We start from the raw sequence: 24,909 nt of genomic DNA on the forward strand, positions 1-24,909 counted from the left end.
AGTGCGTGACCTTGTTGCGCACTCCCCTTTCGTCTGAGCCGGTCTCTCCCGGCCTTCGCCAGATGCGCCTGGTGGCGACCGGGCTGCTGGTGGCGATGGCCGCGCTGTTCCTGCTCGCCCGCGCCTTCGATCCTGTGCACCCGGCGATCGGCTATGTCCGCGCCTTTGCCGAAGCGGCGATGGTCGGCGGGCTCGCCGACTGGTTCGCGGTGACGGCGCTGTTCCGCCATCCGCTCCATTTGCCGATCCCCCACACCGCGATCATCCCGCGCAACAAGGACCGGATCGCCAGCACCCTCGCCCAGTTCCTGCGCGACAATTTCCTGACGCCCAAGGTCGTCGCCCGCCGGATGCAGCGGCTGGACATTGCCGGTGCCGCCGGCCGCTGGCTCGCCAGCCCGGAGGCAGGACGCGGCCGGCTACGCGCCGGGCTCGGCCGCCTGGCCGCAGACATATTGGAGGCGCTCGACCAGGAGCGGCTGGGCGGCATGGTCAAGCACACCTTGGCGGGACGGTTGCGCGCCCTGGAGATCGCGCCGCTGCTCGGCCGGGCGCTCGAGGCCGCGATGCAGGAGAGCCGGCACCGCCCGCTGCTGGACGGCATCATCCGCTGGGCGGCTAAGGTGCTCGACGCCAACGAGCACCTGATCCGCCAGATGGTGCATGACCGCTCGGGCTCCGTGATGCGATGGACCGGCCTCGACGAGACGCTGGCCAACAAGATCATCGAGGGCCTTGGCAAGTTGATCGGCGACATGGCCAATGATCTAGATCATCCGCTGCGCACCAAGGCCGAGGAAGGCATGGCGCAACTGGCGCACGACCTGCAGACCGATCCGGTACGCCGAGCGCAGGTCGAAGCGTTCAAGAATGAGCTGCTCGACAATCCCGCCCTGGCCGATTGGTGGATGGGTATCTGGGAAACAGGCCGCGCGGCGCTGCTGCGCGTGGCACGCAATCCGGATGCGCTGCGCACCGGAGCGTTCGGCGACGCGATGCGTCAGCTGGGGCAGACGCTGCAAACCGACCGCAGGCTGGCCGACACGATCAACCGCTTCGCCCGGCGCACCGCGGTCGGCGCGGCGACGGATTATGGCGACGGCATCGTTCGCCTGGTCTCGGACACGATTCGGGGCTGGGACGCGCAGACGATCGCCGGCCGGCTGGAAAATGCCGTGGGCCGCGACCTCCAATATATCCGGATCAACGGCACCCTGGTGGGCGGGCTGGTCGGCGTGGCGATCCACACCGTGGACGCGCTGCTCTAGTCGTCGTCATCCCGGCGAAAGCCGGGATCTCAGGCGATGGCGCGGGACCAAGGCCGTACGAGATCCCGGCTTCCGCCGGGATGACGCTTGTTGAGTCTCAGGCTGCCACACCCTCCAGCAATATCTCGCCCTGGTCCTCGCCGTCCCAATAATGCGCGCGGGTGCCATGCACCCTGATCAGCACCAGGCCGGGCGTGTCGACGCCCTGCTTGAACCACATCGACAGTCCCTTGGTCCAATGCGCCTCGAACGCCGCCTTGTCGCGGATCAGCTCGGCCTGGCCTTCGATATGGACGAAGACGGGCTTCATGCCGAGCAACCCGGATTTCGCCTGGAAGGCGAGGCCGACATTGGCGTCCGCGACGATATCCGCGATCAGCCGCGTGTCCTCGCAAGCGAAGAACCAATTGTCGCCGTCATAATCGACATCGCGGTTGTTGCTCATCGGCCGCGCCGCGATCGCGCCATTGTCGGTATGGGTGGAGAGCATCGCGAAATCGACGTCCTTCATCAATTCGGCGAGCTCTTTCAGGGTCTTGGCCATATATCCTCTCCGCATGAATTGCGGGGGAGAGAACGTTCGCCGCGCAGATTATCTCCAGTCGCGCTATTTCCAGTTCAAAAGGGGCCAGCCCTTTTCGGCGGCAAGCTTCTGCAGCGGCCCGTGCGCGTTGACTGCGAACCCCGCGTCCGCCCAGTCGAGCAAGGGCGCATCGGAGACATGATCCGAATAGGCGCGGACATGCGCGCTGCCTCGCGGGATCGACTGCCCCGCCATCCAGCTTTCGATCCGATGGAGCTTTACGGGTCCGTAACAGTTATCCCCCTCGATCAGGGAGAGAATCCGGCCTTGCCCATCGCGTTTCGCCTCGGTGGCGATCACATCGTCGAAGCCCAGCAGGCGCCCGATCGCGGCGGCGTAATAGCCGTGCGAGGCAGTCGCCATGACCAGGCGATAGCCATCGGCCCGGTCCGCCGCGATCCGCTCGCGCGCGCCGTGGAGCACGCCGTGGGCGACTTCATGCTCGGCAAAGGCTTGAGCGACCCGAGTCATCTCGTCGGGCGTCAGCGCGTGCCCGAGCAGCAGCTTCTGCGAGAATTGCTTCAATCCGGCACGATCGACCAGCTTGAGCATATAGCCGATTCCGGCCACGCCCACCGCCGGGAACAGCGCCAGCCGCCAGGGCGCACGCGCCTTTGCCGCAGCGATCAGGAAGCGCGTCCAGGTCGGCGCGGCGGTGATCGTCTTGTCCATGTCGTAGATTGCGAGTTTGTGCATTGAGGCATCTACGAGCGGGGACGCTTGCCGATCCAGTCCGAATCGCGGAAAGGTGCGCGTGATGAGCGCAGCTGCCGATTTCGAACGAGTTGATTCCGATGGCGGTGGCGCAGTCCTCCGCTTCACCGGCAATTTGTCGCTCGCCGCACTTGGCGACCTGCCCGACCGGCTGAGCGCCGTCGATTGCACGGTCAGCACGATCGACCTGTCGGGCGTCGATCGGATCGACACGGTCGGCGCCTGGGTGGTCCACCGCTTCGCCCGCGAAAAGGAAGCCAAGGTCGAGGGGCTGCGCGCCGAAAGCCAGCACCTGTTCGACCAGGTCGTCGCCGCCGAGCATCCGATCGAGCTGCCACGCCAGCCGGCATCGCCCTTCGTCCACCTGCTCGGCGAAGTCGGCGATGCGGTGGTCACCGCCGGCACCACGCTCTACGGCCTGCTCGGCTTCTTCGGCGCCACGATCGTCGCCTTCTGGAATGTCGCGACCCACCCCCAGCGCTTCCGCTACCACGCCACCGTCCATCGCTTCGAAGTGGTCGGCGTCTCGGCGCTCGGCATCATCGGGCTGATGAGCTTCCTGATCGGCATCGTCATTGCCCAGCAAGGCGCGGTGCAGCTCCGCCAGTTCGGTGCAGAGGTCTATACGATCAACCTGCTCGGCCGAATCACTCTGCGCGAACTCGGCATCCTGATGACGGCGATCATGGTCGCCGGCCGTTCGGGATCGGCCTTCGCCGCCCAGCTCGGCACGATGAAGCTGACCGAGGAAATCGATGCGATGCGCACGATCGGCGTCTCGCCGATGGAGGCTTTGGTCGTCCCGCGCGTGCTGTCGGTGGTGCTGATGCTGCCGCTGCTCGGCTTCTATTCGGCGCTGATCGGTATCATCGGCGGCGGCTTGCTCTGCTGGATCCAGCTCGACATCCCGCCGATCACCTTCGTCCAGCGCATCCGCGAAGTCGTGCCGCTCACCGACCTTTGGGTAGGGCTGGTCAAGGCGCCGGTATTCGGCGCGATCATCGCCATCGCCGGCTGCTTCCAGGGCATGCAGGTCGAAGCGGATGCCGAGCAGGTCGGCCGTCGCACCACGATCGCAGTGGTCCAGGCGATCTTCCTGGTGATCGTGCTCGACGCCTTCTTCGCAGTGTTCTTCACCCAGGTGGGCTGGATATGAGCGGCGACACGCCCCCGGATGACGACATCGTCATCAGCGTCCGCGGCCTGAAGAACGGCTTCGGCGACCAACTCGTCCATGACGGCCTCGATCTCGACGTGCATCGCGGCGAGATCCTTGGCGTGGTCGGCGGATCGGGCACCGGCAAATCGGTGCTGATGCGCTCGATCATCGGGCTGCAGACGCCGATCGAAGGCGAGATCGAAGTGTTCGGCGAGAATACGATCGGCCGCGACGAAACCGAGGCGACGGCGATCCGCAAGCGCTGGGGCATCCTCTTCCAGGGCGGCGCGCTCTTCTCCACGCTCACCGTGTCGGAGAATGTCCAGGTCCCGCTCAAGGAATTCTACCCCAATCTCGACCAGGCGCTGCTCGACGAGATCGCGGCGTACAAGGTAGTGATGACCGGCTTGCCGCCCGACGCGGCGCCCAAATTCCCGGCCGAGCTTTCCGGCGGCATGAAGAAGCGCGCCGGCCTGGCCCGCGCGCTCGCGCTCGATCCCGAGCTGCTGTTCCTCGACGAGCCCACCGCCGGGCTCGATCCGATCGGCGCCGCCGCGTTCGACGAGCTCACCGCCTCGCTCCAGGAGACCCTGGGGCTCACCGTATTCCTGATCACGCACGATCTGGATACGCTCTATGCGATCTGCGACCGGGTCGCGGTGCTGGCGGACAAGAAGGTTATCGCGGTCGGGACGATTCCCGAGCTGCTCGCCTTGGACCATCCGTGGATCCAGGAATATTTCAACGGACCGCGCGGACGCAACGCGGTGGCCAGCGCCAAGGTGCAGACGGCCGAAAACGGGGCTGAGGGCTGATGGAAACTCGATCGAATCACGTGCTGGTGGGCGCCGTCGTGCTGATCCTGCTGGCGGTGCTTGCCCTGTTCATCGTCTGGCTGGCGCGGCTCAGCGGCGGCAATGAGCGCGAATATGACATCTTCTTCCGCCAGGCGGTCGACGGGCTCAACCCCGGCTCGGCCGTGGCCTTTTCCGGCGTGCCTTCCGGCCAGGTCAAGACGATCGAGTTCTGGAAGCCCGATCCCCAGCTCGTCCGCGTGCGCATCACGGTGAAGGACGAAGTGCCGATCCTCGAAGGCACTACCGCGACGATCCAGAGCAGCTTCACCGGCCCGAGCACCGTCCAGCTCGAAGGCGCCGTGAAGGGTGCCCCGCCGATTCGCTGCCCGCACGAGAACCCCCGCGCCGCCTGCCCGCTCGGCGTGCCGGTGATCCCCACCAAGGTCGGCGGCCTCGGCGCGCTCTTCTCCTCGGCACCGAAGCTGCTCGAGCGACTGACCACGCTGACCGAGCGGCTGACCGAAATGCTCAGCGACAAGAACCAGGCCTCGATCGCCGGCATCCTGCAGAACACCAACCGGCTGACCGACGCGCTCGCCGATCGCGGGCCGGAAATCGCCGCCACGCTCGCCGAGACGCGGATCGCGGTCCAGAAGTTCGGCGTCGCCACCGAGCAGATCGGCAAGCTGGCCGAGACCGCCAACGGCACGCTCGCCGACGACGTGAAGCCTACGATCGCCAACCTCAACAAGACGATCGCCTCGGCCAAGAAGAGCATGGACACGCTCGACCTGCTGTTCAACGACGCTCGGCCGGGCGCCCAGGCCTTCTCGAAGAAGACCATCCCCGAGGTCGGCCAGCTGATCCAGGACCTGCGCCAGATGGCGCAGTCGCTTTCCTCGGTCGCCGAGAAGCTCGACCAGGGCGGCGCCTCCAGCCTGGTCGGCAGTCCGAAGCTCCCTGACTACAAGCCCAAGAAGTGAGACCCGCGATGAAGAAGCTCGTCCTGCTCCTGCTCGCCGCCCCGCTCGCGGCCACGCTTTCCGGGTGCATCTCGTTCGGCGGCAAGCCTCCCAAGGTGCCGTTCATGACGATCCAGGCGGCCGAGCAGGTCAAGCCCGGCGAGGTGCAGACGCCCGCCTCGGGATCGACCGTCACCGTGCTGTTCCCGACCGTGCCGCACGAGCTGGCGACGACGCGGGTGCCGGTCCATCAGGGCGAGAATGCCGTCGCCTATGTGAAGGATGCGCAGTGGGTGGAGGCGCCGCCGCGCCTGTTCGCCCGCCTCGTCGGCGACACCATCTCGGCGCGCACCGGCCGCCCGGTGCTCAGCTATCGCCAGACCCAGGTCGATCCGGGCGCTGTGCTTTCGGGCGAGCTGCGCCGCTTCGGTATCGATGGCGATACCAACGAAGCGGTGGTCCAGTTCGACGCGGTGCTGGTCCAGAGCGACGACCCCGCCAAGTTCCAGAAGCGCCGCTTCGAAGCCCGCGCCCCGCTGACCGAAGTGAAGCCCGACCTCGTCGCCGCGGCGCTCAATACGGCAGCGAACCAGGTTGCAGTCGAAGTCTCGGACTGGGTAGGCAAGTAAGGCGCGAACCCGGAAACGGGGCCGTCTCCCGGCGAAAGCCGGATCCCGTGCGGCTCTTTCCCGCCATCGCCTGAGATACCGGCTTTTGGCCGGGATGACGAACCGATCCTACTGCGCCCGCCGCACCGCCGGCAGCGCATTGCACACATCGACCCCGCCCATCGGCACGGTGAAGAAGGCCCCGTCGCGATTCTCGCGCGCCTTGATCCAGGCGGCGAAGCGGACATTGTCGGTCGCGCGGTACTGGAAGTGCGGGCGCTCGTCCTCGGGCAGCTGGCTGGCGAGACGCACCGAGAGGATCGGCGTGGCCATCTGGTCCTTGGCATAGACACCGAGCTGCGCGGTGCCGCGTGGCAGGCTCGACAGCCATTGCATGCCTTCCACGATCCGGCCGACAATCGCGATATTGCGGTCGAGCGCGCGCGGGGCGTGGCCGATCACCGTATAGAGCTCGGCGCCGCTGCCGGTGGAAGGCGCCAGGTCGCGCGCCACGCCGACCATCGAATAGCAATGCGTCAGCGCGCTCACCGCGCCGTAATTGGCGAGCGGCCAGCCATCGGCGCTGATCCCGGTCTTGGCGGCGTAGGAGTCCGGCTTGGCGAAGGCGAAACCCTTCACCGCATCGAAGCCCGGCCATTCATATTCGGCCGGCGGATTCTCGATCACGCCCGGCGGCAGCGCGGTCTTGTCGTCACCGCCACCCCATTGCGTGACGTAATTGTCCTGCACCCGGTAGACGCTGGTCCCATCCCACCAGCGCGCCTCGGCAAGCTTGCGGATATTTGCGACGTGCACGGGGGCATAGCGCGGGGCGAGGCGAATGAAGACTTGGTGGCCGCCCTGCAGCGTCATCACCAGCATCTCGTTGTCGGGTATCGCCTTCCAGTCCTCGGGCAGCGGATCGGCCGGCGTCGGCGCTGCGGTCTGGGCAATTGCAGGGAGGGCGGCGGCGAGCGCGGCAAGCGCAAGGATCGGCTTCAGCATGGGGACGAGACTGGCACGCCGTCCCCCGCTTGCCTAGGGCTTCGCCAATCGCTAGGGCACGCAACTTCCGGGACATGCGGAGCGGTGGCCGAGTGGTCGAAGGCGCTCGCCTGGAAAGTGAGTATACGCCAAAAGCGTATCGAGGGTTCGAATCCCTCCCGCTCCGCCACTTCAATATAAATCATTCAAATGAATGGATCTCTTCGGAGATCTTTGTACGGCCGACTGGGCTTGCAATGTAGGATTCACCAGCTTCGCTGAAGCGGTCCGGACTCGGGTTCGGCCGCTCCTCCTCATCGCGAATAGTGCCAGGGCCTGCTTGTCCCGGCGTGGGCAAATCCCGCAAATTCAAGCCTTTCAAAGCCTTGGCGGAAATCGAGTTCAGGCGGTCCACGCCGCGACGTCGTCCTGCTGGCCGATCAGCGCCAGACCATGCGCGATGGACGTGAGTTCGCCGCCGGTGGCGAGCTTGTCCGCGCCGAATCGCTCGGCGAACAGCTGCCGCACGCGCGGCGTGAGCGACGTGCCGCCGGTCAGGAACACGCGATCAATCGCCGCCGCGTCGGTGCCGGCCCGCTCCAGCGCGTGGTCCACCGCCGCTTCGATCCGCACCATATCGGGCGCGATCCAGCCTTCGAACTCGGTGCGCGTCACATCCGCCTCGATCGCGAGGTTGCCGCCGGCGAAATGGAAATGCGCGGCGTCCTCCCCCGACAGCGCCCGCTTGAGCGCGCCCACCGCATGATAGAGCTGATAGCCGAGTTCGCCTTCGATCACGGCGATCATCCGGGCGATCGCGTCGGGGTCGAGCGCGGCGCGCTTCAGTTTCTCCAGCTCGGCGAGCGTCTTGCGGTTACGCATAAGCGCAAGGCGCGACCAATCGGAGAAATCGGTGAACCAGCCGGCCGGGATGTCGAGGACCTTGTCGAACGAGCGATAGCTGCCGCCCTTGCCGAGCAGCGGCAGGACGAGGTGCTCGACGATGCGCTGGTCGAACCGGTCGCCGGCGATGCCGACGCCGGCATGGGCGAGCGGAGTGCAGCGATGCGCGGCGCCCGGCGCCTCGATCCGCACCACCGAGAAATCGCTGGTGCCGCCGCCGAAATCGGCGACCAGCACCGTCGCCGGATCCTCGATCCGCGAGGCGTAGCTGAATGCGGCGCCGAGCGGCTCATAGACATAATGGATCTCGGCGCCGAAGCCGGCGAACATCATGTCGTAGCGCTCGCGGGCGAGCGCCGCGTCGGGGCGGCTGCCGGCATATTCGACCGGGCGGCCAACCACGACGCGCTGTGCGCCGCCGTCCAGCGCGCCCTTTGCCCGCGCCGCCATCAACCCAAGGAAACGGCGCCCCAGTTCCTCGAAGCGAAAGCGCTTCTCGAAGACCGCAGCATGCTCGAAGCTGGCACTGGCGGCGACCGATTTGAACGACTGGAGGAAACGGCTGCCTTCGGGGAATTCCAGATATTCGGCGATCGCCCAGAGCCCTGCCGCCGCGCCCAACCCGCCGCGCTCGTCTTCGTCCTGCCAGAAGCACAGGGCCGATCGAAACACCGGATCGGCGCGATCGGGGCCGTCGAGCTGCACGAGCTCCGAGCCCGCATCGCCCGCAAGCGCCGCGACCGAATTGGTGGTGCCGAAATCGAATCCGAGGGCGGGGAGCAAAGTCATGGTCGGGCGCCTCTATCGCCCTGCACCGTTTCTGCACAACCTCTCCTTGGCCTTTGGCGGTTCGGCTGGACGGCGCCGGCCCATCAGCGCTCCCGAACCTGGGAGATCCGCATGGCCCGCACTGCACGCTTCAGCTTCCTCCTCAAGATAGTCGCCGCGCTCGCGCTGATCGTCGCCGCGGATCATCTTTTCCTCGACGGCTATGTCGGATCGTGGGTCGGCGCGCTCGCGCTGGCATGGATCGCCGTGCTGCTGATCGCGCGCCCGGCGCTGCGCCGGCGGCCAAGCCTGGTGGCGCTGGCCATCGCCACCGGCTTCGCCCTGGCGCTGGCACATGACCCAGGCCTGCTCGGATGGATCCTGTTCTGGACCGCCCTTTCGATCGCCGCGCTGATGCCGCGCATTGGCCGGTTCGACGATGCATGGCGCTGGAGCCTGCGTCTGCTCGCCCACGGGTTGAGCGGCCCACTCACGCCGGTGCTTGATATGATCCGCCTCTCCCGCATGCGCCCAAGACGCGGCGGACACACCGCGTCGGGGCTTGCCGTGTTGCTCGCGCTGCCGCTGGCGATGACCGCATTGTTCGTCGCGCTGTTCGCTGCGGCCAATCCGCTCATCGCTCAGGCGCTCGGCCAGGTCCGCCTGCCCTGGTTCGGCGAGGTCATGTTCTGGGGGATGACGCTGGCAGTGGTCTGGCCGAGTCTGCGCCCCACGCGCTGGGCGACACGCGCCGCCAGCCTGTTTCCGCGTGCGGAGATCGTCCTGCCCGGCATCCCCGCCGCATCGCTGCTGCTTTCGCTCCTGCTCTTCAACACGGTGTTCGCGCTCCAGAACGGGCTCGACCTCGCCTTCCTGTGGAGCGGTGCGCCTTTGCCCGCCGGCGTGACGCTGGCCGACTATGCCCATCGCGGCGCCTATCCGCTGATCGCCACCGCGCTGCTCGCCGGGCTGTTCGTGCTCGTCGCGCTCAAGCCCGGCTCGGCCAGCGCGGTCAACCCGATGATCCGCCGGCTGGTGGTGCTGTGGGTGGCGCAGAACCTGCTGCTCGTCGCCTCCTCGATCCTGCGCACGCTCGACTATGTCGAGGCCTATTCGCTCACCGGCTTCCGCATCGCGGCGCTTGCCTGGATGGGACTGGTGGCGATCGGGCTCGCGCTGATCTGCTGGCGGATGCTGGCGGGCAAGAGCGCTGCCTGGCTGATCAACGCCAATGCGCTGATCGCAGTTCTGATGCTTGGCGCGGCAAGCGTGGTCGACCTCGATGCCAGCGCCGCCGCCTGGAACGTGCGCCATGCCCGCGAGGTAGGTGGCCGCGGCGTCGAGCTCGATCTCTGCTATCTCTCGTGGAACGGCTCTTCCGCGCTGCTCCCGTTGATCGAGCTGGAGCATCGTCCGCTCCCGCCGCAGTTCCGCGACCGGGTTCGCCATGTCCGTGCCGAAGTGATGCGCGATCTGAGCCGCGCCCAGTCCAGCTGGCGGACATGGACCTGGCGGGGCCAGCGCCGGCTCGACGCCGCGCATCGCCTGCTCGGGCCCAACCCGCCTGCTTCCGCCCCGCTGCCGCCGCGGACCTATCGCGACTGCGATGGCTGGATCCAGGCCGACCCTGCGCCCGAGCCGACACCCACACCGTCGGCATCGCCTCCGCCCGCCGACGATCCCGTCGCCAATGCCGTTGCCACACCACTCCGCCGTTGACCGGAACACCCTCGCGATGATCCAATGCCCCATGCCCCGCACCATCCTTGTCGCCGATGACGATCCGCACATCCGCCAGCTGCTCGTCTTCGCGCTCGCCAAGGCCGGACTGGAGACGATCGAGGCGGGCAACGGCGAGGAAGCGCTGCATCTCGCCGAGACCCGGTCGCCCGACCTGATCGTGCTCGACATCAACATGCCGCGCATGGACGGGCTGGAAGTCTGCCGCCGCCTGCGCGCCGAAGGCGGGCTGCCGATCCTGTTCCTCTCCTCGCGCGACGACGAGATCGACCGCATCATCGGCATCGAGCTGGGCGCCGACGATTATGTCACAAAGCCCTTCTCCCCGCGCGAAGTGGTGGCGCGGGTGATGGCGGTGCTCCGCCGCACCGCCGCGCACGCACCCGATGTCGATCGCGCGGGCACCGTGATCCGCCACGGCAAGCTCAGCCTCGATCCCGAAAGCTGGGAGGCAAGCTGGGCGGGGGCGGCGGTGCCCCTCACCGTCACCGAGTTCGGCATATTGCGCACGCTTGCCGCCATGCCCTCCAAGGTGTTCAGCCGCGACGCATTGATCGATCGGCTGCGCGGCCCCGGCTTCGCGCTCACCGACCGGACGATCGACAGCCATGTCCGCAACCTGCGCGGCAAGTTCTCCCAGGCCGGCGCGGACGACCTTATCGAGACGCGGGCCGGCATTGGATATCGGATCGGCCCGTGTTCAAGCGCCTGATCGAGGCAGCCAAGGCGCCGGTCCGGCGCCATTGGCCACGGCTGCGGCTGCGGACGATCCTGCTCGTCACCTTCGTGTTCGTCGCCGCGCTGCCCGGTGTCGGCGCGCTGTTCCTGCGCGTCTACGAGAATACCCTTGTCCGCCAGACCGAGGCCGAGCTGATCGCACAGAGTACCGCGCTGGCTGCGGTGGCCAGCGCGGAATGGCCGGGATCGCGCGGTCCCGAATTGACCCCCGGCATCTCGAACGGCATTGCCGGTGGCCCGCTCTCGACAATTGATCTCGGCACGAAACCCTTGCCCGAGCGGCCCGATCCCGCGCACATGTCCGGAGGTCCCGCGCCCGATGCGCAGGCGGCCGCTGCGCGCCTGGCGCCGCTGGTGGATGCCACGGCAGACGCGACGCTCGCCTCGATCCTGCTGCTCGCGCCCGATGGCCGCATCCTGATCGGCAAGGACGCCGGTAAGAGCCTGGCCAGCCTGCCCGAGCTTGCCGCGGCGGCGCGCGGGCGGCCGGAGACGGTGCTGCGCCGCCGGGGCGACTATCATCCCGAATATGCCTTCGAATGGCTGAGCCGCGCTTCCGGCCTGCGCATCCACCATGCCCGGCCGGTAGTGGCGAATGGCAAGGTGGTCGCAGTGCTGCTGCTGTCGCGCTCGCCGCGCGCACTGTTCCGCGGGCTCTATGAAGATCGCGGCAAGATCCTGTTCGGCATCGGCGCGATCTTCGCCACGCTGGTGCTTCTGAGCGGGCTGCTCTCGCGCGGCATCGCTCGTCCGATCGAGACGCTGAGCCAGGCGACGCGCGACGTGGCGCGTGGCGGCGGCATTGTACCCGAGGCGCCGCGCACCGCCGCGATCGAGATCCAGGCGCTCTACGCCGATTTCGCGACGATGGCCGACGCGATCGACCGGCGCTCCCGCTATCTGCGCGACTTCGCCCATGCAGTGAGCCACGAGTTCAAGACCCCGCTCGCCGGCATCCGCGGCGTGATCGAGATCCTCGAGGATCATCATGCCGAGATGAACGAAGTGGACCGCCGCCGCTTCCTCGCCAATGCCGGCGCGGATGCCGATCGGCTGGCGCAGCTCGTCACGCGGCTGCTCGAGCTGGCGCGCGCCGACATGGCGGAGGCCGATGCGAACGCGGCGGCCGATGTGGCGCTGGCGCTGCGCCGGATCGCCGATGCCTGGGCGGATCGCGGGCTGGCGATTGTGCTGACCCTGCCCGAAGCGCTTCCCAGGGCGGCGATGCCCGCGGCGATGCTGGAGGCGATCGTCGAGAGCCTGGTGGAGAACAGCCGCCAAGCGGGCGCGGGCCAGATACACATGGCGGCGACCGAGGCGGCGGGCGAGATCCTGCTGACCATCGCCGATGACGGCCCGGGCATCCCCGAAGCCGACCGCACACGCATCTTCGAGCCCTTCTTCACCAGCCGCCGCGCCGCTGGCGGCACCGGGCTGGGCCTGCCGATCGCGCGCTCGCTGCTCGCTTCGCATGGCGGCACGATCGCGCTGGGCACGGGCGCGCACGGGACCTGCTTCGAGATCCGGGTGCCGGCCGCCTAGCGACCCGCTGATTCGGGTGCCGGGCACGGCGCGGAAGTTTACGAAGTTGATGCTACGGGGCCCCCGTTTTCCCCACCCGCGCAACCGCACGGAGCGAACGCGATCGGTGCAATGAGGGAAGCCGGCCTGCATCCACCAGTTTGGAGCAGGCGAAATCCTACATTACAAGTTTTTTGGGCGCGCTTTCTGCGGCGGCTCAGCTCCAGCCGCCACCCAGCGCCTTGTAGAGCGCGGTTGCCGCCTGTGCCTTGGCAGCGCGCGCCTGCTGATCGCGCTGCTGAGCGGAGAGCAAAGACTGGCGCGCGCGTTCGAGCGTCAGCCGGTCATCCTCGCCGCGGTCCGCACGCTTCTGCGCGAGCGCGAACGCGCCTTGCTCGCGCATCAGCGAGGAAGCGGCATCATCGGCGGCGGCGCGGGCGTTGAGGAAGCGGTTGATCGCCGCCTCGCTGTCCGAAAGCGCACCGGCCACGGCCTTTTCATAACGCGCCGCCGCCTGATCGGCGCGGGCATCGGTAGCGCGAATCTGGGCGCGGATCGTGCCGCCCTGGAAGATCGGCCAGGAGAAGCTCGGCCCGATCTGGAGGCGGAAGGAATCGCCCGAGAACAAGTCTCCCGGCTTGCGTGCCTGCTGACCCAGGCCGCCGAACAGGCTGAAGCGCGGGAAGAGATCGGCGGTGGCGACACCGATATCCGCGGTCGCGGCCGCCAACTCGCGCTCGGCGCGGCGGACATCGGGGCGGCGCTCGAGCAACTCGGAACGCAGGCCGACCAGGATCGCATCGGGGCTTGCCGGCAGCGGCGCGACCGCCTGCAGCTCGGGCACGACCTGCTCCGGTGGCACGCCGACCAGCGTGGCGATCCGATAGGCCGCGGCGCTCGCCTGCGCCCTGGCATTGGGTACCGCAACCGCGCTTGCCTTGGCGGCGCTGTCGGCGCGATCGAGTTCGAGCCGCGAGGCTTCGCCCGCATCGAAACGCAGGCGCGTGAGCCGCGCCAGTTCGGCATTGGACGCCGCCTGCGCTTGCGCAGTGGCGGCATCGGCCTGGGCGGCGCGCAGGTCCATGTAGCTGCGCACCACTTCGGCGATCAGCGTCAGCATCACGTCGCGCTTGGCATAGGTCGCGCTTTCCACCCGCGCGGTCGCGCCCTGCATCTGGCGGGTACGGCGACCCCAGAGGTCAAGCTCCCAGCTCGCGTCGAAGCCGATGTCGTAGAGCGGGAAATCACGCGCGAAGCCGGGGATGTTGCCGATCGGCAGCTGCCCGTTCTCACTGAGGATATTCTCGGTCGCCGACCCCTTGGCGGTGACGCTGGGCAGACGCCCGCCGGCGATCGCCTCGCGATTGGCGCGCGCCTCGGCTAGCCGGCCTTCGGCCTCCTTGAGATCAGGGCTGGACGCCACCGCGCGCTGGACGAGCGTGGAGAGCTGGGGGTCGCCGAACCGGTCCCACCATTGCAGATCGACCTGGCCTGGCGTGCCGGCCTCGAGCCAGTCCGGCGCGGCCTTCTTCTCGGGGGCGTGATAGTCCGGCCCCACCGTGCAGGCGGAAGCCAGCAACAGCGGCAGCAGGAACAGGGGGAGCGAGCGGGTCATCATTTACTCCATGCGCGCACGGAAGAGCCAGGCCGAGGCGGAGAGCGTCACGCACGCGATCAGCGCGAGCGGCCAGAGCTGGTGGAACACGGCCGCCGCCGGCATCGCCTTGAGGAACAGCCCCTGGACGATGACGAGGAAATAGCGGGCGGGATCGAGATAGGTGATCGTCTGAAGCCAGTCGGGCATGTTGTCGATCGGGCTGGCATAACCGGAAAGCAGGATCAGCGGCGTGGTCACCAGGAACACGCCGAGAAAGGCCTGTTGCTGGGTCTGCGACGCGGCCGAGACGAGCATGCCCATGCCGATCAGCGCGAGCAGATACATGCCGAGCGACAGCCAGAACAGCAGCAGCGATCCGGTGAACGGCACGCCGAAGACGAGCGGCGCCACCACCAGATAGACGCTGCCGTTGATCATCCCGATGACGAAGGGCGGCACCATCTTGCCGATCAATATCTCGTGGATCCGCAAGGGCGAGACCATCAGCTGGTCGAACGTCCCCAGCTCGCGCTCGCGCGCCACCGATTGCGAAGTGATCGCGAGCCCCGCCACGGAGGTGATGATCGCCACCAGCGAGGGGAGCGTGAACCAGATATAGTCGAGTGCGGGGTTGTACCAGTTGGTCACCACGCTGCCGCCCGCGGCGCCCTGTACCTGGGGCGGGGCAAGTTCGGCTCCCATGCCGCCGGCGATGGCGGTGATGTAGCCGGTGACGATCTGCGCGGCGTTGGAGCGGCGGCCGTCGAGCACCAGGCCGATCGTCGCGCTCTCGCCGCGGGCGAGGCTCCGGTCGAAATCCTCGTCGATCACCAAGGCTGCGATCACCTTCTGGTTGTCGATCGCGGACTTGAGGTCCTTCGGCGTCGCCAGCCGCTCGATATGGCGGAAATTGGGGCTGCCGGCGATGCGTTGGACGAGTTCCACCGAATGCGCGCCCGAGCTGCGATCGAGGATGCCGATGTCGACATTCTTGACGTCGAGCGTGGTCGCATAGGTGAAGATGAAGAGCTGCATCAGCGGCGGCACGAACAGCACCAGCCGCGCCTGCGGGTCGCGCAGCACCGCCCACATCTCCTTGACGATCATGGCGACCAGCCGGCGCAAGCCGGACCCTTGGAGAAACCGCCGCATCTAGTCGAGGCTCCGGCGGGTGACGCGGAAGGAGAGCGTGAAGAACACCATGCCGAAGACGAGCATGATGCCGATATTGGGGAGGAGCAGCCCCCATTGGTCGCCCGCCAGGAACACCGTCTCGAGGCTGGGGATCAGGTAGCGCGCGGGGACGATATAGGTCAGCGCCTGGATCGGCCAGGGCATCGATCCGATCTCGAAGATGAAGCCCGAGAGCAGGAAGGTCGGCAGGAAGGCGGAGAGCAGCGCGACTTGGCTCGCGACGAACTGGTTCTTGGTCGCGGCCGAGATGAACAGGCCGAGGCCGAGTGCGGGCATCAGGAAGGCCGAGGAGATGGCGTAGAGGGCGAAGACCGAGCCTCGGAAAGGCACCCCGAATATCCACACGCCGATCACCGCGCAGAGCGTCATCGAGGCCTGGGCGAGGATGAAATAGGGGATCACCTTGCTGGCGATGAACTCGGCCATGCTGATCGGCGTGGCCATCATCGCCTCCATCGTGCCGCGCTCCCATTCGCGCGCGACGACGAGCGCGGTGAGCAGCGTGCCGACCATCGTCATCACGTTGGCGATCGATCCGGGGACGAGGAAGAAGCGGCTCTTGAGCTCGGGATTGTACCAGTAGCGCGCCGAGATCGTGACCGGCGCTGCCTTGCCGCCGGGATGGCGCTCCAGCCCTTCGGCGGCGGCCCAGTTCGCGCGGACGCCCTCCCCGTAAGCCGCTGCGAAATTGGCGGTATTGGGCTGGGAGCCGTCGGTGACGATCTGGATCGGCGGCATCTTGCCACGCTTGATGCCGGCCCCGAAATCCTGGGGAATGACGATCAGCGCGCGCAGCTCGCCATCGACCAGCTTGTCGCGCACCTCGGCCACGGTGCGGGCTTCGGTGACCTGGAAATAGCGGGAGCTTCGATAGGCTTGCGCCAGGCGGAGCGCGGGGGCGCTGCTGTCCTGGAGGACGAGGCCGACCCGGGTCCGCGTGCTGTCGAGCGAGACCGCATAGCCGAACAGGAAGAGCAGGATCATCGGCAGCACGAACGCGATGAGGAAGGTCGAGGGATCGCGCAGGATCTGCGAAGTCTCCTTGCGGACCAGGGCAGCCAAACGCCTGGGATCGAAGCGGAAACTCATGCGGCTTCCTTCGCTTCGCGCTTGCGGTCGAATTCCTCGATCAGGGCGATGAAGGCGTCTTCCATCGTCGGGTCCTCGCTCTCGGTGAGGCGTGCGGCCTCGGCCTTGAGCTCGTCGGGGGTGCCGGTGGCGATCTGCTCGGCGCGGTAGATCAGGGTGGCGCGGTCGCAATATTCGGCTTCGTCCATGAAGTGGGTGGTGACCAGAACGGTCACGCCCTTCTCGACCAAGCCGTTGATGTGCATCCAGAATTCCCGGCGTGTCACCGGGTCGACGCCCGAGGTGGGCTCGTCGAGGAACAGGACCGGGGGCTCGTGCATCACCGCGCAGGCCAGGGCGAGGCGCTGCTTGAAGCCCAGCGGCAAGGTGCCGGCATTGAGGTCGACCTTGTCCTTCAGCTCGAAGATCTCGATCATCGCCTCGATCGCCTTGCGCGCCTTGTCGCGCGGCAGGTCGTAAGCCCCTGCAAAGAAATCGAGATTCTGGCGAACCGAAAGGTCGCCATAGAGGGAGAATTTCTGGGCCATATAGCCGAGCGACGCTCGCGCGGCGGCGGCCGAATGGCGGAGCGACTTGCCGGCTACCGCTCCGGTCCCCGAAGTGGGCGAAAGTAGCCCGCAGAGCATCTTGAAGGTGGTCGACTTGCCCGCCCCGTTAGGGCCCAGAAGGCCAAAGATCTGGCCTCTCGGGATCCGGAAGTTCATATCCCTGGCAGCGGTGAAGTCGCCGAATATCTTGGTGAGGCCCTTGGCCTCGATCGCACACTCTTCGGTCTCGGGGATGGTGCGGTAGCGTTCCGCGAGAGCAGAGGTGCCTTTCGGGCCACCGCCGAGCCGCTCGATGAAGCCGTCCTCGAAGCGCGGATCGGCAGAGTGAACTTCGGTGTCCGGACCGCCTTCGAACGATGCGGCATCGGGCACCGGCTTGCCGTCGCCGATCAGCAGGCGCACCGAGCGCCCCTGGATCGTGCCGTCGATCACATCGTCGCGATCGAGCGCGTGGGTAAGGAATTCGCGGCGGCGCTCCTTGAAGCCGGTGATGCGGATGACGCGGTCCTTCACCCGGCCGGTCAGCTCCGCCGGCGGCCCATCGAACAGCAGCTTGCCTTCGTTGAGCAGGTAGACGGTGTCGCACTTCTCCGCCTCGTCGAGATAGGCGGTGGACCAGAGCACGCCGATGCCCTGTTCGGTCAGGTCGCCGACCATGCTCCAAAGCTCACGCCGGCTTATCGGATCGACGCCGACGCCGGGCTCGTCGAGCAGCAGCACCTTGGGCGTCTTCACCAGCGCGCAGGCCAGGCCGAGCTTCTGCTTCATGCCCCCCGAGAGCTTGCCCGCCAGCCGATCCTTGAACCGGGCGAGATCGGTGAATTCCATGAGCCGATCGAAGCTCTCCTGCTGCTCCTCCCGGGGCAGGCCGCGAACTTCGGCATATAATTTGAGATTCTCGATGACGGACAGGTCTTCGTAGAGGCCGAAGCGCTGGGGCATGTAGCCGAGATCGTCGAGCTTATCGCCGGGCTTGCCGCCCAGCACCTCTACGGTCCCCGAAGTTGGCGCCATCAGGCCGGCGAGGATGCGGATCAGCGTGGTCTTGCCCGCGCCGTCCGGCCCGACCAGCCCAGTGATGCGGCCGGGCTCGATCGCCATCGACACCCCGTCGAGCGCGCGGTTGTCGCCGAAGCATTTTACGAGGTCGGCGGTGTGGGCGAGGGCTGTCATGCTCTCCCTTCCCCATTCGTCATCCCCGCGCAGGCGGGGATCCAGGGTGGCAGAGCGACGCCCTTCGTGACTCTGGATCCCCGCCTTCGCGGGGATGACGGTGTAGTTGGTGTGAGGGGCGTCTGCGCCACCGCGCTCAATCCTTGTGCTTGGGGCGGGCGGCGGGGACGGAGACACTGACCGGCTGGCCCTGGCGCAGGCCGTCGTCCGGGTCGTCGACGATGATGCGCAGCTGATAGACGAGATCGGTGCGCAAATTCTCGGTCTCGACGGTCTTGGGCGTGAACTCGGCGCGGGGGGAAATATAGCCGATCGTGCCGCGATAGCTTTTCGGATTGCCGTCCGCAGTAACCACCACCTTCATCCCCGGACTGATCCGCGACAGGTCGCTCTCCGCGACATAGGCGCGCACGCGCAGCGGCCGCATGATCGCCAAGGTCAGCACCGTCTCGCCCGGCTGGACGATCGCGCCGGGCTCGCGGGCGCGAGTGACCACGATACCGTCGGTCGAGGCGAGCAGGCGCGCGTCGCCGAGATCGGTGGCGGCGCTCTGGCGCGCGGCGACGGCGGAGCGGACATCGGCGGCCGCGGCGGCGACATCCTCCGAACGGCTGCCTGCGTTCATCAGCGAGAGCTGTTGCTGCGCGGCGGTTAGATCGGCGCGGGCCTTGTCGCGCTGGGCGACGGTCTGCTCCCAGATGTCGCGGCTGATCGCGCCGGGCTCGACCAAAGGCTGGCGGCGGGCATAGTCGCGATCGGCATCCTGGGCGACCGCGGCAGCGGCGGCGACGCGGGCGCGGGCCTGGGCGATGTCCTGGCTGCGATTGCCGTTGCGGAGCTTGGAGAGCTGGGCCTCGGCCTGCGAGACCTTGGCGTCGGCCTGGGCGATGCGGCTGTCGAGCGTGGCGGCATCGAGCGTAGCCAGTATCTCGCCCTGCTTGACGTGCGCGCCTTCATCGACCGCGATGCTCGCGATGCGGCCGTTCACCCGGAAGCCGAGATCGACTTCGCGGATATCGACATTGCCGTTGAGCGCGAGCGCACCGTCTTGTCGCGCCTTGAACAGGCCAAAGCCGCTGGTGGCGATCGCGGCGATCACGATCGCAACGATGACGACAATGATCGCGATGCGGCGACGGTTCATGCGGGAGTCTCCGACAGGATGCAGAGGGCGTTGGCGCGCAGCCGCGCGCGAAGCAGCTTCTGGGTGGGTTCGTCGATCGTCTCGACGGCGAGGATGCGGGTGACCGCGGCGCGGCAGACGCGCAGCACCAGGCACTGGCCGAACAGCATCAGCCCCATGGCAAGCACTTCGCGCTCGCCGAGATCGGTGCGGATACGCTTGAGCGCCGCGACGAACACATCGACCACGCCTTGCATCACGCCGGTGTAGAGCCGTTCGAACGCTTCGGTTGGCGATTGCTGCTCGCGGGTGATGAACAGCGACCAGGCTTCGGTCCGCGGGCTGATCATCATCAGCGCGAAGCCATCGAGCACCGCCAGCAGCGCTTCGAGCGCTTCGGCGCGCGTGCCGTTTTCGGCGACGGCGCGTGCGGCTTCGAGCGCGGGCCCCTGGATCTGCTTCACGCAGGCCGCGATGTGATCGGCGGCGGCGAGGTACAGCCCCTGCTTGCCGCCGAAATGATAAGTGATCGAGGACATCGCCGTGCCCGAGGCGCGGGAGATATCGCGCGTGCTGGCACCCTCGAAGCCGTGCCGGCCGAACTGGTCGATTGCCGTGTCGATGAGCGTCTGGCTGGTCATCGCGTTCCGAATCAGTTCGTTCGAACGAACTAATATCGAATGCGGGCTCATCAGGCAAGGGTTGGCGGGACGCTCTAGCCGTCATCCCCGCGCAGGCGGGGATCCAGGGTTACCGAGCGATACGCTGTTGGGCTCTGGATCCCCGCCTTCGCGGGGATGACGAAGGGAGAGGCGTTTCGTTCCAACAGGCGCGCGATTGCGTGACAGCCGAGGCGGGCTGGCCTATCCTCGTGCCACCGCGTGACTGGCGACTGGATGGAGCACCATCGGGAAGCGCGGGTCCAAGAGCCGCATCGCCTGGGCATCCCCGCAACCTGGAGGACCCGCATGCCCGAACCCTTGCATATCGCCTTCCTGCTCTTTCCCGACGTGACCCAGCTCGACCTGACCGGCCCCGCGCAGGTGCTGTCGCGGATGGGGAATGTGACGCTCGATCTGGTGGCGAAGACGCGCGCGCCCGTGAAGACCGATGCGCTGTTCGACCTGCATCCGACCGCGACATTCGATGCGGTGACTCGCGCCGATATCCTGTGCGTGCCCGGCGGGTTCGGCACGGTGGCAGCGATGGAGGATGCCGAGACGCTCGCCTGGCTGCGGCAGATCGCTGAGCATGCGACCTGGGTGACCAGCGTGTGCACCGGTTCGCTGCTGCTGGGCGCGGCGGGGCTTTTGAAAGGCTATCGCGCCGGCTGCCATTGGGGATCGCGCGAGCAGCTTGCCTGGTTCGGCGCCGAGCCGGTGGCCGAGCGCGTGGTGTTCGACCGCAACCGGGTGACCGGCGGCGGCGTGACCGCGGGGATCGACTTCGCGCTGGCGCTGACCGCGGCGATCCGCGGCGAAGAACACGCGAAGTTCGTGCAGCTGAGCCTGGAATATGATCCGGCACCGCCGTTCGATAGCGGCTCGCCGGAACGCGCGGACGCGGAGACGGTGGCGCGGTATCGGGCAATGGTCGAGCGGTTCGCGCCCGGGCGGGCGGAGGTGGTGCAGGGAATTGCGGAGAGGTTGGGGTTCTAGTTCTCTAATTCCTCCCCGAGCAAAGCTCGGGGAGGAATTGATCAGGCCAGCGCCCTGGCTGCCCCCTTCAGATCCTCGACGAACGCGGCGAACTCGTCCTCCACTTTCGACCTGTCCGGCATGCGCAGCAGGAAGCTCGGGTGGATCGTCACCCAGCCGAGGCCGCCGTCAGGCAATTCCAGCACCCGGCCGCGCGTCGCGGTGATCGTCACGGCCCTGCCGAGCAATTGCCGCGCGGCGGTGGCGCCGAGCGCGACGGTCATCTCGGGCTTGAGCAGCAGGCGTTCCTGCTCATACCACCAGCGGCAGGCCTGGACCTCGCCGGCATCGGGCTTGGAATGGATGCGGCGCTTGCCGCGCGGCTCGAACTTGAAGTGCTTGACGGCATTGGTGACGTAGACCGTGGCGCGGTCGATATTCGCCTGGGCCATGGCGCGGTCGAACATCTCGCCGGCGGGGCCGACGAAAGGCCGGCCGGCCAAGTCCTCCTGGTCGCCGGGCTGCTCGCCGACGATCATCATCCGCGCATCGACCGGCCCCTCGCCGAACACGGTTTGCGTCGCATGCCTGTAGAGATCGCAGCGGGTGCAATGCGCAGCTTCTTCGCGCAGCGCCTCCCATGCGCCCTGGATGTTGCCGCCCGGCCGGGCCTGCGTTGCCACCATTGCCGTCTCCCGCTGGCGCGCGGTTGCGACCAGCTCCTTGACCAACGCGGTTTCGGGCATGTTTTTCCAATATTTGCGCGGCATCTCCTTGAGCATCGCGCCGGTCTTCAGGCGGGCCGGATTGAAGATCGAGGCGTAATAGGTCTTCCAGATATCCTCGACCGGATCCTCGCCGGGAGCCTCCGCCTTGGTGGCGCCGGGGCCTTCGGACAGGGTTTCGGTGTCCCAGTGGAGCGAGAGCTCGGGGGTTAGGATCGACCAGCGCATATTGGCGAAGCGCTCGGCGAAGAAGCGCGCATTGGCGCGGACGATGTGGTGGTCGGGCTCGAACCAGGCGACGTAGCGCGTGTTGGCTTCGCCGGTGCCGGGGAAGGGCACGCTGTCCTGCACTTCGCGGAAGCGGACAAAGGCACGCATCTTGTGGATGTCGCGGCGGACTTCGCGGGCCATGGCTTCGAGGCGACGGACGAGCGGATCGGCCTGGTCGGCGATGCGGTGCGGGTCGCCGGCGAGCAGCGTGTAGAGCAGGGCGAAGCGCTCGGGATCGCTGTGGAGGATCGCTGCCCCGGCGAGGTCGAGGAACGCACGCGGTACCTTGAGTGCACGGGGTGCGGCTGGCGGCATGACGGCTTCGTCGGCGAACAGATCCACGGGGGTGTCGCCGACTTGCCAGAGGATTTCGGAGGGCGGCACATTCGCTTGCGCCAGACCGCGGGCGGCATCGCGCCAGCCCTCGAAATCATCTTCTGCCGCCAAGGTAACTACGCGCAACGCCGGTCTCCAAACCCGTCATCCCCGCGCAGGCGCGGATCCAGCGTTACAAACAGCATCGCTCTTGGCTCTGGATCCCCGCCTTGGCGGGGATGACGAAAGAACAGGACTAACGCTTCTCGGGCGATTTCGGCATCGATTCGATCCACTGGCGGACCAGCGCGACGCCTTCCTTGTGGACGGTGGCACGGCCGAGTTCGGGCATGGCGATGCCGGGGTCGGTCGATTCCATGCGGTAGAGCAGGATCGAGGCCTGCGCGTCGCCGGGGACGATGTCGAAGTCGCGATTGCCGCTGCCGCGCCCGGCGGCGGTAGGGCGCTTGAAGACGCCGCGCTGCTCGGGATCGGTGCGGGCGAGGTCGAGGAACAGGCCGGAGTTGGACGCGGCGCCTTGCGGGTTGTGGCAATGCGCGCAGTTGATCTCGAGCCAGGCGCGGGCGCGGCTGTCCAGGGGCGCGGCCTTGTCGTCCCAGGGCGCCACTTTCGGGGCGTCCTTGGGGAGGCGGTCGAGCATGCCCATGGCCAGCATCTTCTCGAGTTGGCGGGCATGGTTGAGGTAGCGCGCCTTGATGCCGATCGGGGTGACCTGCCCGGCGAGGCCGTGGCAGTCCTTGCACTGGTTCTGGTTGGGGACGGCGTAGCTGATCGTGCGCGCTTCGCCCGAGGGATCGGTGAAGGTCACCGGAATCCGCGTGCCGGCGCGCCTGATGTCGGCATCGGTGCCGGCAGCGTTCCAGACATAGGGGATCGGGGTCCAGCCGCTGGCGCGGTGGAGCAGGATCCGGGTCTCGAGCGGCTTGAACGCGCCGTTCTTGTGATAGCCGAAGGTCTTGATGAGGGCGGCGCCGATGGGGAGATCGAGCGGCTTGTCGGGATCGTATTTCGCCCGGGTGCCGGCGGGGAGATAGAGGTAGCGCTCCTTCTCGGCATAGTCGGAGAAGAGCGGGGTTTCGAGGTCGTAGCGGACCAGGCGTTGGGCCGGCGCGCGCGCCGCGAGGTCGGTGAAGAAGGCGTAGTCGGAGAGGTGCGCGGGATAGCCGTCGGCAGTGATCGCGGCGTCGTTCACCTCGCCGGGCCGGCCGAGCAGCGCCGCCACGAACAGCGCGGCGGCGCCGAGCAGCGCCTTCATTTCGCGGCGGCCTCCATCGCGGGCGGCAGCTTGAACGTCGCGCTGGGCGGTGGAATCTCGTCGACGAGCTTGATCACCTGCGGCCGGGCCGTCTCGATGCCGGCGCCGAGTGCGAGGTTCAGCGTGAGGACGGCGCCGTCATTGCCGGTCAGGTGCACCTTGTCGCCGCCGGTGCCGTCCCAGAAGACTGGGGGCAGCGTGCCGCCCAGCGCCTGGGCGAGCTGCGCCCCGCCGGGCATGGCGGGGGCGTAGCCGGCGCGGCCATGCGTGTTGCCGGCGAGGCGGATGTTGCGCGGGAGCGGCGCATAGCCCTTGTCCTCGAAGGGCTGGCGATAGGCGACGACCATGATGTTGGCGGTACCGTTGCCGCTGAGGGTGTTGCCTTCGACCGTGACGTCGTTCTCGGCCATGACCAGCACGCCGGTGCCGGTGGGGACGGTGGCGACGATGTTGCCCTTGGGCGCGAAATTGGGGGTGTCGTTGTCGATCACCCGGTTGCCGCGGACCAGGACCCAGCCGGCGCCGCGCTTGGGCAAGGCAGGCAGGTCGAACACGAGGATGCCGCCGGTATTGTGCGTGGCGAGGTTGCCCGTCACTTCGGCCAAGCCGCTATTCTCGATCTCGATGCCGGCGACGTTGAACATCGCGGTGGAGTTGCGGACGATGATGCGGTTGGATTGGCCGACATAGATGCCGGCATCCGACGCGCCCTTCACGGTGACGCCGTCGATCAGCACGTCCTCGCTCTCGACCGGGTAGACGCCATAGGCGCCGTTGGTCGCCTTGGGCCCGCCGGTCCATTCGACGCGGACATTCTTGTAGACGATGCGATCGGCGCCCTTCGACTTGATGCCGTCGCCCCTGGTATCCTCGACCGCGAAGTCGCGCAGGACGACGTCGTCCGAGGTGACCAGCAGGCCCTCGCCGGCGCCGAGCTGGCCCTTGAAGCCGAGCACGGTCCTGTCCGCTCCGGCACCGCGCACCGTCACGCCGTTGACGTCGAGGGAGAGGCCGTCGGTCAGCTCGAAACGGCCGGCGCCGATGCGGACGGTGTCGCCGGGCCTGGCATCGAGCAACGCGGACTGGAGGCGTTCCTGGGCATTGGCCCCGGCCTCGACGATGATGTCCTTCGCCATCGCCGGCGTCGCGGCCACCAGCATGGCAAGCGCACAGAGTCGCAGCATCCCTCTCTCCTATTTTTGGAGGGATGATACGCC

At 67.5% G+C, this 24,909-nt stretch carries 23 protein-coding genes, 1 tRNA gene and 1 riboswitch; of the genes, 10 read left to right on the forward strand and 14 right to left on the reverse strand.

Annotated elements, in window-relative coordinates:
- Nucleotides 1–62: 62 nt before the first annotated feature.
- Nucleotides 63–1,268, forward strand: coding sequence for a DUF445 domain-containing protein (locus tag AC1RPL_RS15450; RefSeq protein ID WP_493070942.1), 1,206 nt, complete (start codon nt 63–65; stop codon nt 1,266–1,268).
- Nucleotides 1,269–1,365: 97 nt separating this feature from the next.
- On the opposite strand, the gene AC1RPL_RS15455 is transcribed toward AC1RPL_RS15450, so the two are convergent.
- Nucleotides 1,366–1,812 (reverse strand): pyridoxamine 5'-phosphate oxidase family protein, encoded by a 447-nt coding sequence (locus tag AC1RPL_RS15455; RefSeq protein WP_493070370.1) that lies wholly within the window; start codon nt 1,810–1,812, stop codon nt 1,366–1,368.
- 63 nt (nt 1,813–1,875) lie between these two features.
- The gene (locus AC1RPL_RS15460; RefSeq protein WP_493070372.1) at nt 1,876–2,547 is read right to left on the reverse strand and encodes an HAD family hydrolase; all 672 of its coding nucleotides are present in this window, start codon (nt 2,545–2,547) and stop codon (nt 1,876–1,878) included.
- Between the two features lie 61 nt (nt 2,548–2,608).
- Between AC1RPL_RS15460 and AC1RPL_RS15465 the strand changes: the two genes are divergently transcribed.
- From AC1RPL_RS15465 to AC1RPL_RS15480, 4 genes are read left to right on the forward strand one after another with little or no spacing between them, the layout of a single operon-like run.
- The gene (locus AC1RPL_RS15465; RefSeq protein ID WP_493070374.1) at nt 2,609–3,721 is read left to right on the forward strand and encodes an ABC transporter permease; all 1,113 of its coding nucleotides are present in this window, start codon (nt 2,609–2,611) and stop codon (nt 3,719–3,721) included.
- On the forward strand, nt 3,718–4,539 hold the full coding sequence (locus AC1RPL_RS15470) for an ABC transporter ATP-binding protein (protein WP_493070376.1): 822 nt from the start codon (nt 3,718–3,720) through the stop codon (nt 4,537–4,539). Before AC1RPL_RS15465 ends, AC1RPL_RS15470 begins: the two co-directional genes overlap by 4 nt.
- A complete protein-coding gene (locus AC1RPL_RS15475) occupies nt 4,539–5,504 on the forward strand; it encodes an MlaD family protein (protein ID WP_493070378.1) in 966 nt (321 codons plus the stop codon). Before AC1RPL_RS15470 ends, AC1RPL_RS15475 begins: the two co-directional genes overlap by 1 nt.
- A gap of 8 nt (nt 5,505–5,512) precedes the next feature.
- Nucleotides 5,513–6,112 carry an ABC-type transport auxiliary lipoprotein family protein gene (locus AC1RPL_RS15480; RefSeq protein ID WP_493070380.1) on the forward strand — a complete coding sequence of 200 codons (600 nt, stop codon included), beginning with the start codon at nt 5,513–5,515 and terminating at the stop codon, nt 6,110–6,112.
- A 108-nt stretch (nt 6,113–6,220) separates the two neighbouring features.
- Here the strand turns inward: AC1RPL_RS15480 and AC1RPL_RS15485 are convergent, their stop codons facing one another.
- Nucleotides 6,221–7,096, reverse strand: coding sequence for a peptidylprolyl isomerase (locus AC1RPL_RS15485; RefSeq protein WP_493070381.1), 876 nt, complete (start codon nt 7,094–7,096; stop codon nt 6,221–6,223).
- 78 nt (nt 7,097–7,174) lie between these two features.
- Here AC1RPL_RS15485 and AC1RPL_RS15490 point away from each other — a divergent pair.
- Nucleotides 7,175–7,265 (forward strand) — tRNA-Ser (locus AC1RPL_RS15490).
- Between the two features lie 12 nt (nt 7,266–7,277).
- Here the strand turns inward: AC1RPL_RS15490 and AC1RPL_RS15495 are convergent.
- Together AC1RPL_RS15495 and AC1RPL_RS15500 are read right to left on the reverse strand one after the other, a co-directional pair.
- Nucleotides 7,278–7,490, reverse strand: a complete 213-nt coding sequence (locus AC1RPL_RS15495; protein WP_493070383.1) for a hypothetical protein — start codon at nt 7,488–7,490, stop codon at nt 7,278–7,280.
- A complete protein-coding gene (locus tag AC1RPL_RS15500; RefSeq protein WP_493070385.1) occupies nt 7,478–8,767 on the reverse strand; it encodes an Hsp70 family protein in 1,290 nt (429 codons plus the stop codon). The genes AC1RPL_RS15495 and AC1RPL_RS15500 overlap by 13 nt, the downstream gene beginning before the upstream one ends.
- 111 nt (nt 8,768–8,878) lie before the next feature.
- On the opposite strand from AC1RPL_RS15500, the gene AC1RPL_RS15505 reads away from it, so the two are divergent.
- Genes AC1RPL_RS15505 through AC1RPL_RS15515 form a run of 3 tightly spaced genes read left to right on the forward strand, consistent with a single transcriptional unit; the run spans nt 8,879 to nt 12,766 of the window.
- The gene (locus tag AC1RPL_RS15505; protein WP_493070387.1) at nt 8,879–10,465 is read left to right on the forward strand and encodes a DUF4153 domain-containing protein; all 1,587 of its coding nucleotides are present in this window, start codon (nt 8,879–8,881) and stop codon (nt 10,463–10,465) included.
- Between the two features lie 31 nt (nt 10,466–10,496).
- A complete protein-coding gene (locus tag AC1RPL_RS15510; RefSeq protein ID WP_493070389.1) occupies nt 10,497–11,198 on the forward strand; it encodes a response regulator transcription factor in 702 nt (233 codons plus the stop codon).
- Nucleotides 11,183–12,766, forward strand: a complete 1,584-nt coding sequence (locus AC1RPL_RS15515) for a sensor histidine kinase (RefSeq protein ID WP_493070390.1) — start codon at nt 11,183–11,185, stop codon at nt 12,764–12,766. The genes AC1RPL_RS15510 and AC1RPL_RS15515 overlap by 16 nt, the downstream gene beginning before the upstream one ends.
- Before the next feature lie 196 nt (nt 12,767–12,962).
- On the opposite strand, the gene AC1RPL_RS15520 is transcribed toward AC1RPL_RS15515, so the two are convergent.
- From AC1RPL_RS15520 to AC1RPL_RS15545, 6 genes are all read right to left on the reverse strand, one after another.
- Nucleotides 12,963–14,360 carry an efflux transporter outer membrane subunit gene (locus AC1RPL_RS15520; protein WP_493070392.1) on the reverse strand — a complete coding sequence of 466 codons (1,398 nt, stop codon included), beginning with the start codon at nt 14,358–14,360 and terminating at the stop codon, nt 12,963–12,965.
- A 3-nt stretch (nt 14,361–14,363) separates the two neighbouring features.
- On the reverse strand, nt 14,364–15,449 hold the full coding sequence (locus tag AC1RPL_RS15525) for an ABC transporter permease (protein WP_493070394.1): 1,086 nt from the start codon (nt 15,447–15,449) through the stop codon (nt 14,364–14,366).
- Nucleotides 15,450–15,494: 45 nt separating this feature from the next.
- Nucleotides 15,495–16,625, reverse strand: coding sequence for an ABC transporter permease (locus AC1RPL_RS15530; RefSeq protein WP_493070395.1), 1,131 nt, complete (start codon nt 16,623–16,625; stop codon nt 15,495–15,497).
- Entirely contained in the window at nt 16,622–18,346 is a 1,725-nt protein-coding gene (locus AC1RPL_RS15535; RefSeq protein WP_493070397.1) for an ATP-binding cassette domain-containing protein, read from the reverse strand. Before AC1RPL_RS15535 ends, AC1RPL_RS15530 begins: the two co-directional genes overlap by 4 nt.
- Nucleotides 18,347–18,482: 136 nt before the next feature.
- Complete coding sequence (hlyD, locus tag AC1RPL_RS15540) at nt 18,483–19,490, reverse strand: secretion protein HlyD (protein WP_493070398.1); 1,008 nt, start codon at nt 19,488–19,490, stop codon at nt 18,483–18,485.
- Entirely contained in the window at nt 19,487–20,110 is a 624-nt protein-coding gene (locus tag AC1RPL_RS15545) for a CerR family C-terminal domain-containing protein (protein ID WP_493070400.1), read from the reverse strand. The genes hlyD and AC1RPL_RS15545 overlap by 4 nt, the downstream gene beginning before the upstream one ends.
- Nucleotides 20,111–20,340: 230 nt before the next feature.
- Nucleotides 20,341–20,420: riboswitch (ZMP/ZTP riboswitch) on the forward strand.
- A gap of 17 nt (nt 20,421–20,437) precedes the next feature.
- On the opposite strand from AC1RPL_RS15545, the gene AC1RPL_RS15550 reads away from it, so the two are divergent.
- A complete protein-coding gene (locus AC1RPL_RS15550; protein ID WP_493070402.1) occupies nt 20,438–21,127 on the forward strand; it encodes a DJ-1/PfpI family protein in 690 nt (229 codons plus the stop codon).
- Nucleotides 21,128–21,168: 41 nt separating this feature from the next.
- On the opposite strand, the gene AC1RPL_RS15555 is transcribed toward AC1RPL_RS15550, so the two are convergent.
- The 3 genes from AC1RPL_RS15555 to AC1RPL_RS15565 all read right to left on the reverse strand — a co-directional run bounded on the left by AC1RPL_RS15555 (nt 21,169) and on the right by AC1RPL_RS15565 (nt 24,876).
- Nucleotides 21,169–22,563 carry a UdgX family uracil-DNA binding protein gene (locus AC1RPL_RS15555; RefSeq protein ID WP_493070404.1) on the reverse strand — a complete coding sequence of 465 codons (1,395 nt, stop codon included), beginning with the start codon at nt 22,561–22,563 and terminating at the stop codon, nt 21,169–21,171.
- A 109-nt stretch (nt 22,564–22,672) separates the two neighbouring features.
- Nucleotides 22,673–23,692, reverse strand: coding sequence for an SO2930 family diheme c-type cytochrome (locus AC1RPL_RS15560; protein WP_493070405.1), 1,020 nt, complete (start codon nt 23,690–23,692; stop codon nt 22,673–22,675).
- A complete protein-coding gene (locus AC1RPL_RS15565; RefSeq protein WP_493070407.1) occupies nt 23,689–24,876 on the reverse strand; it encodes a parallel beta-helix domain-containing protein in 1,188 nt (395 codons plus the stop codon). The genes AC1RPL_RS15560 and AC1RPL_RS15565 overlap by 4 nt, the downstream gene beginning before the upstream one ends.
- Between the last annotated feature and the right edge of the window lie 33 nt (nt 24,877–24,909).

This window comes from Sphingomonas sp. GW821-FHT12D09 (assembly GCF_058807215.1).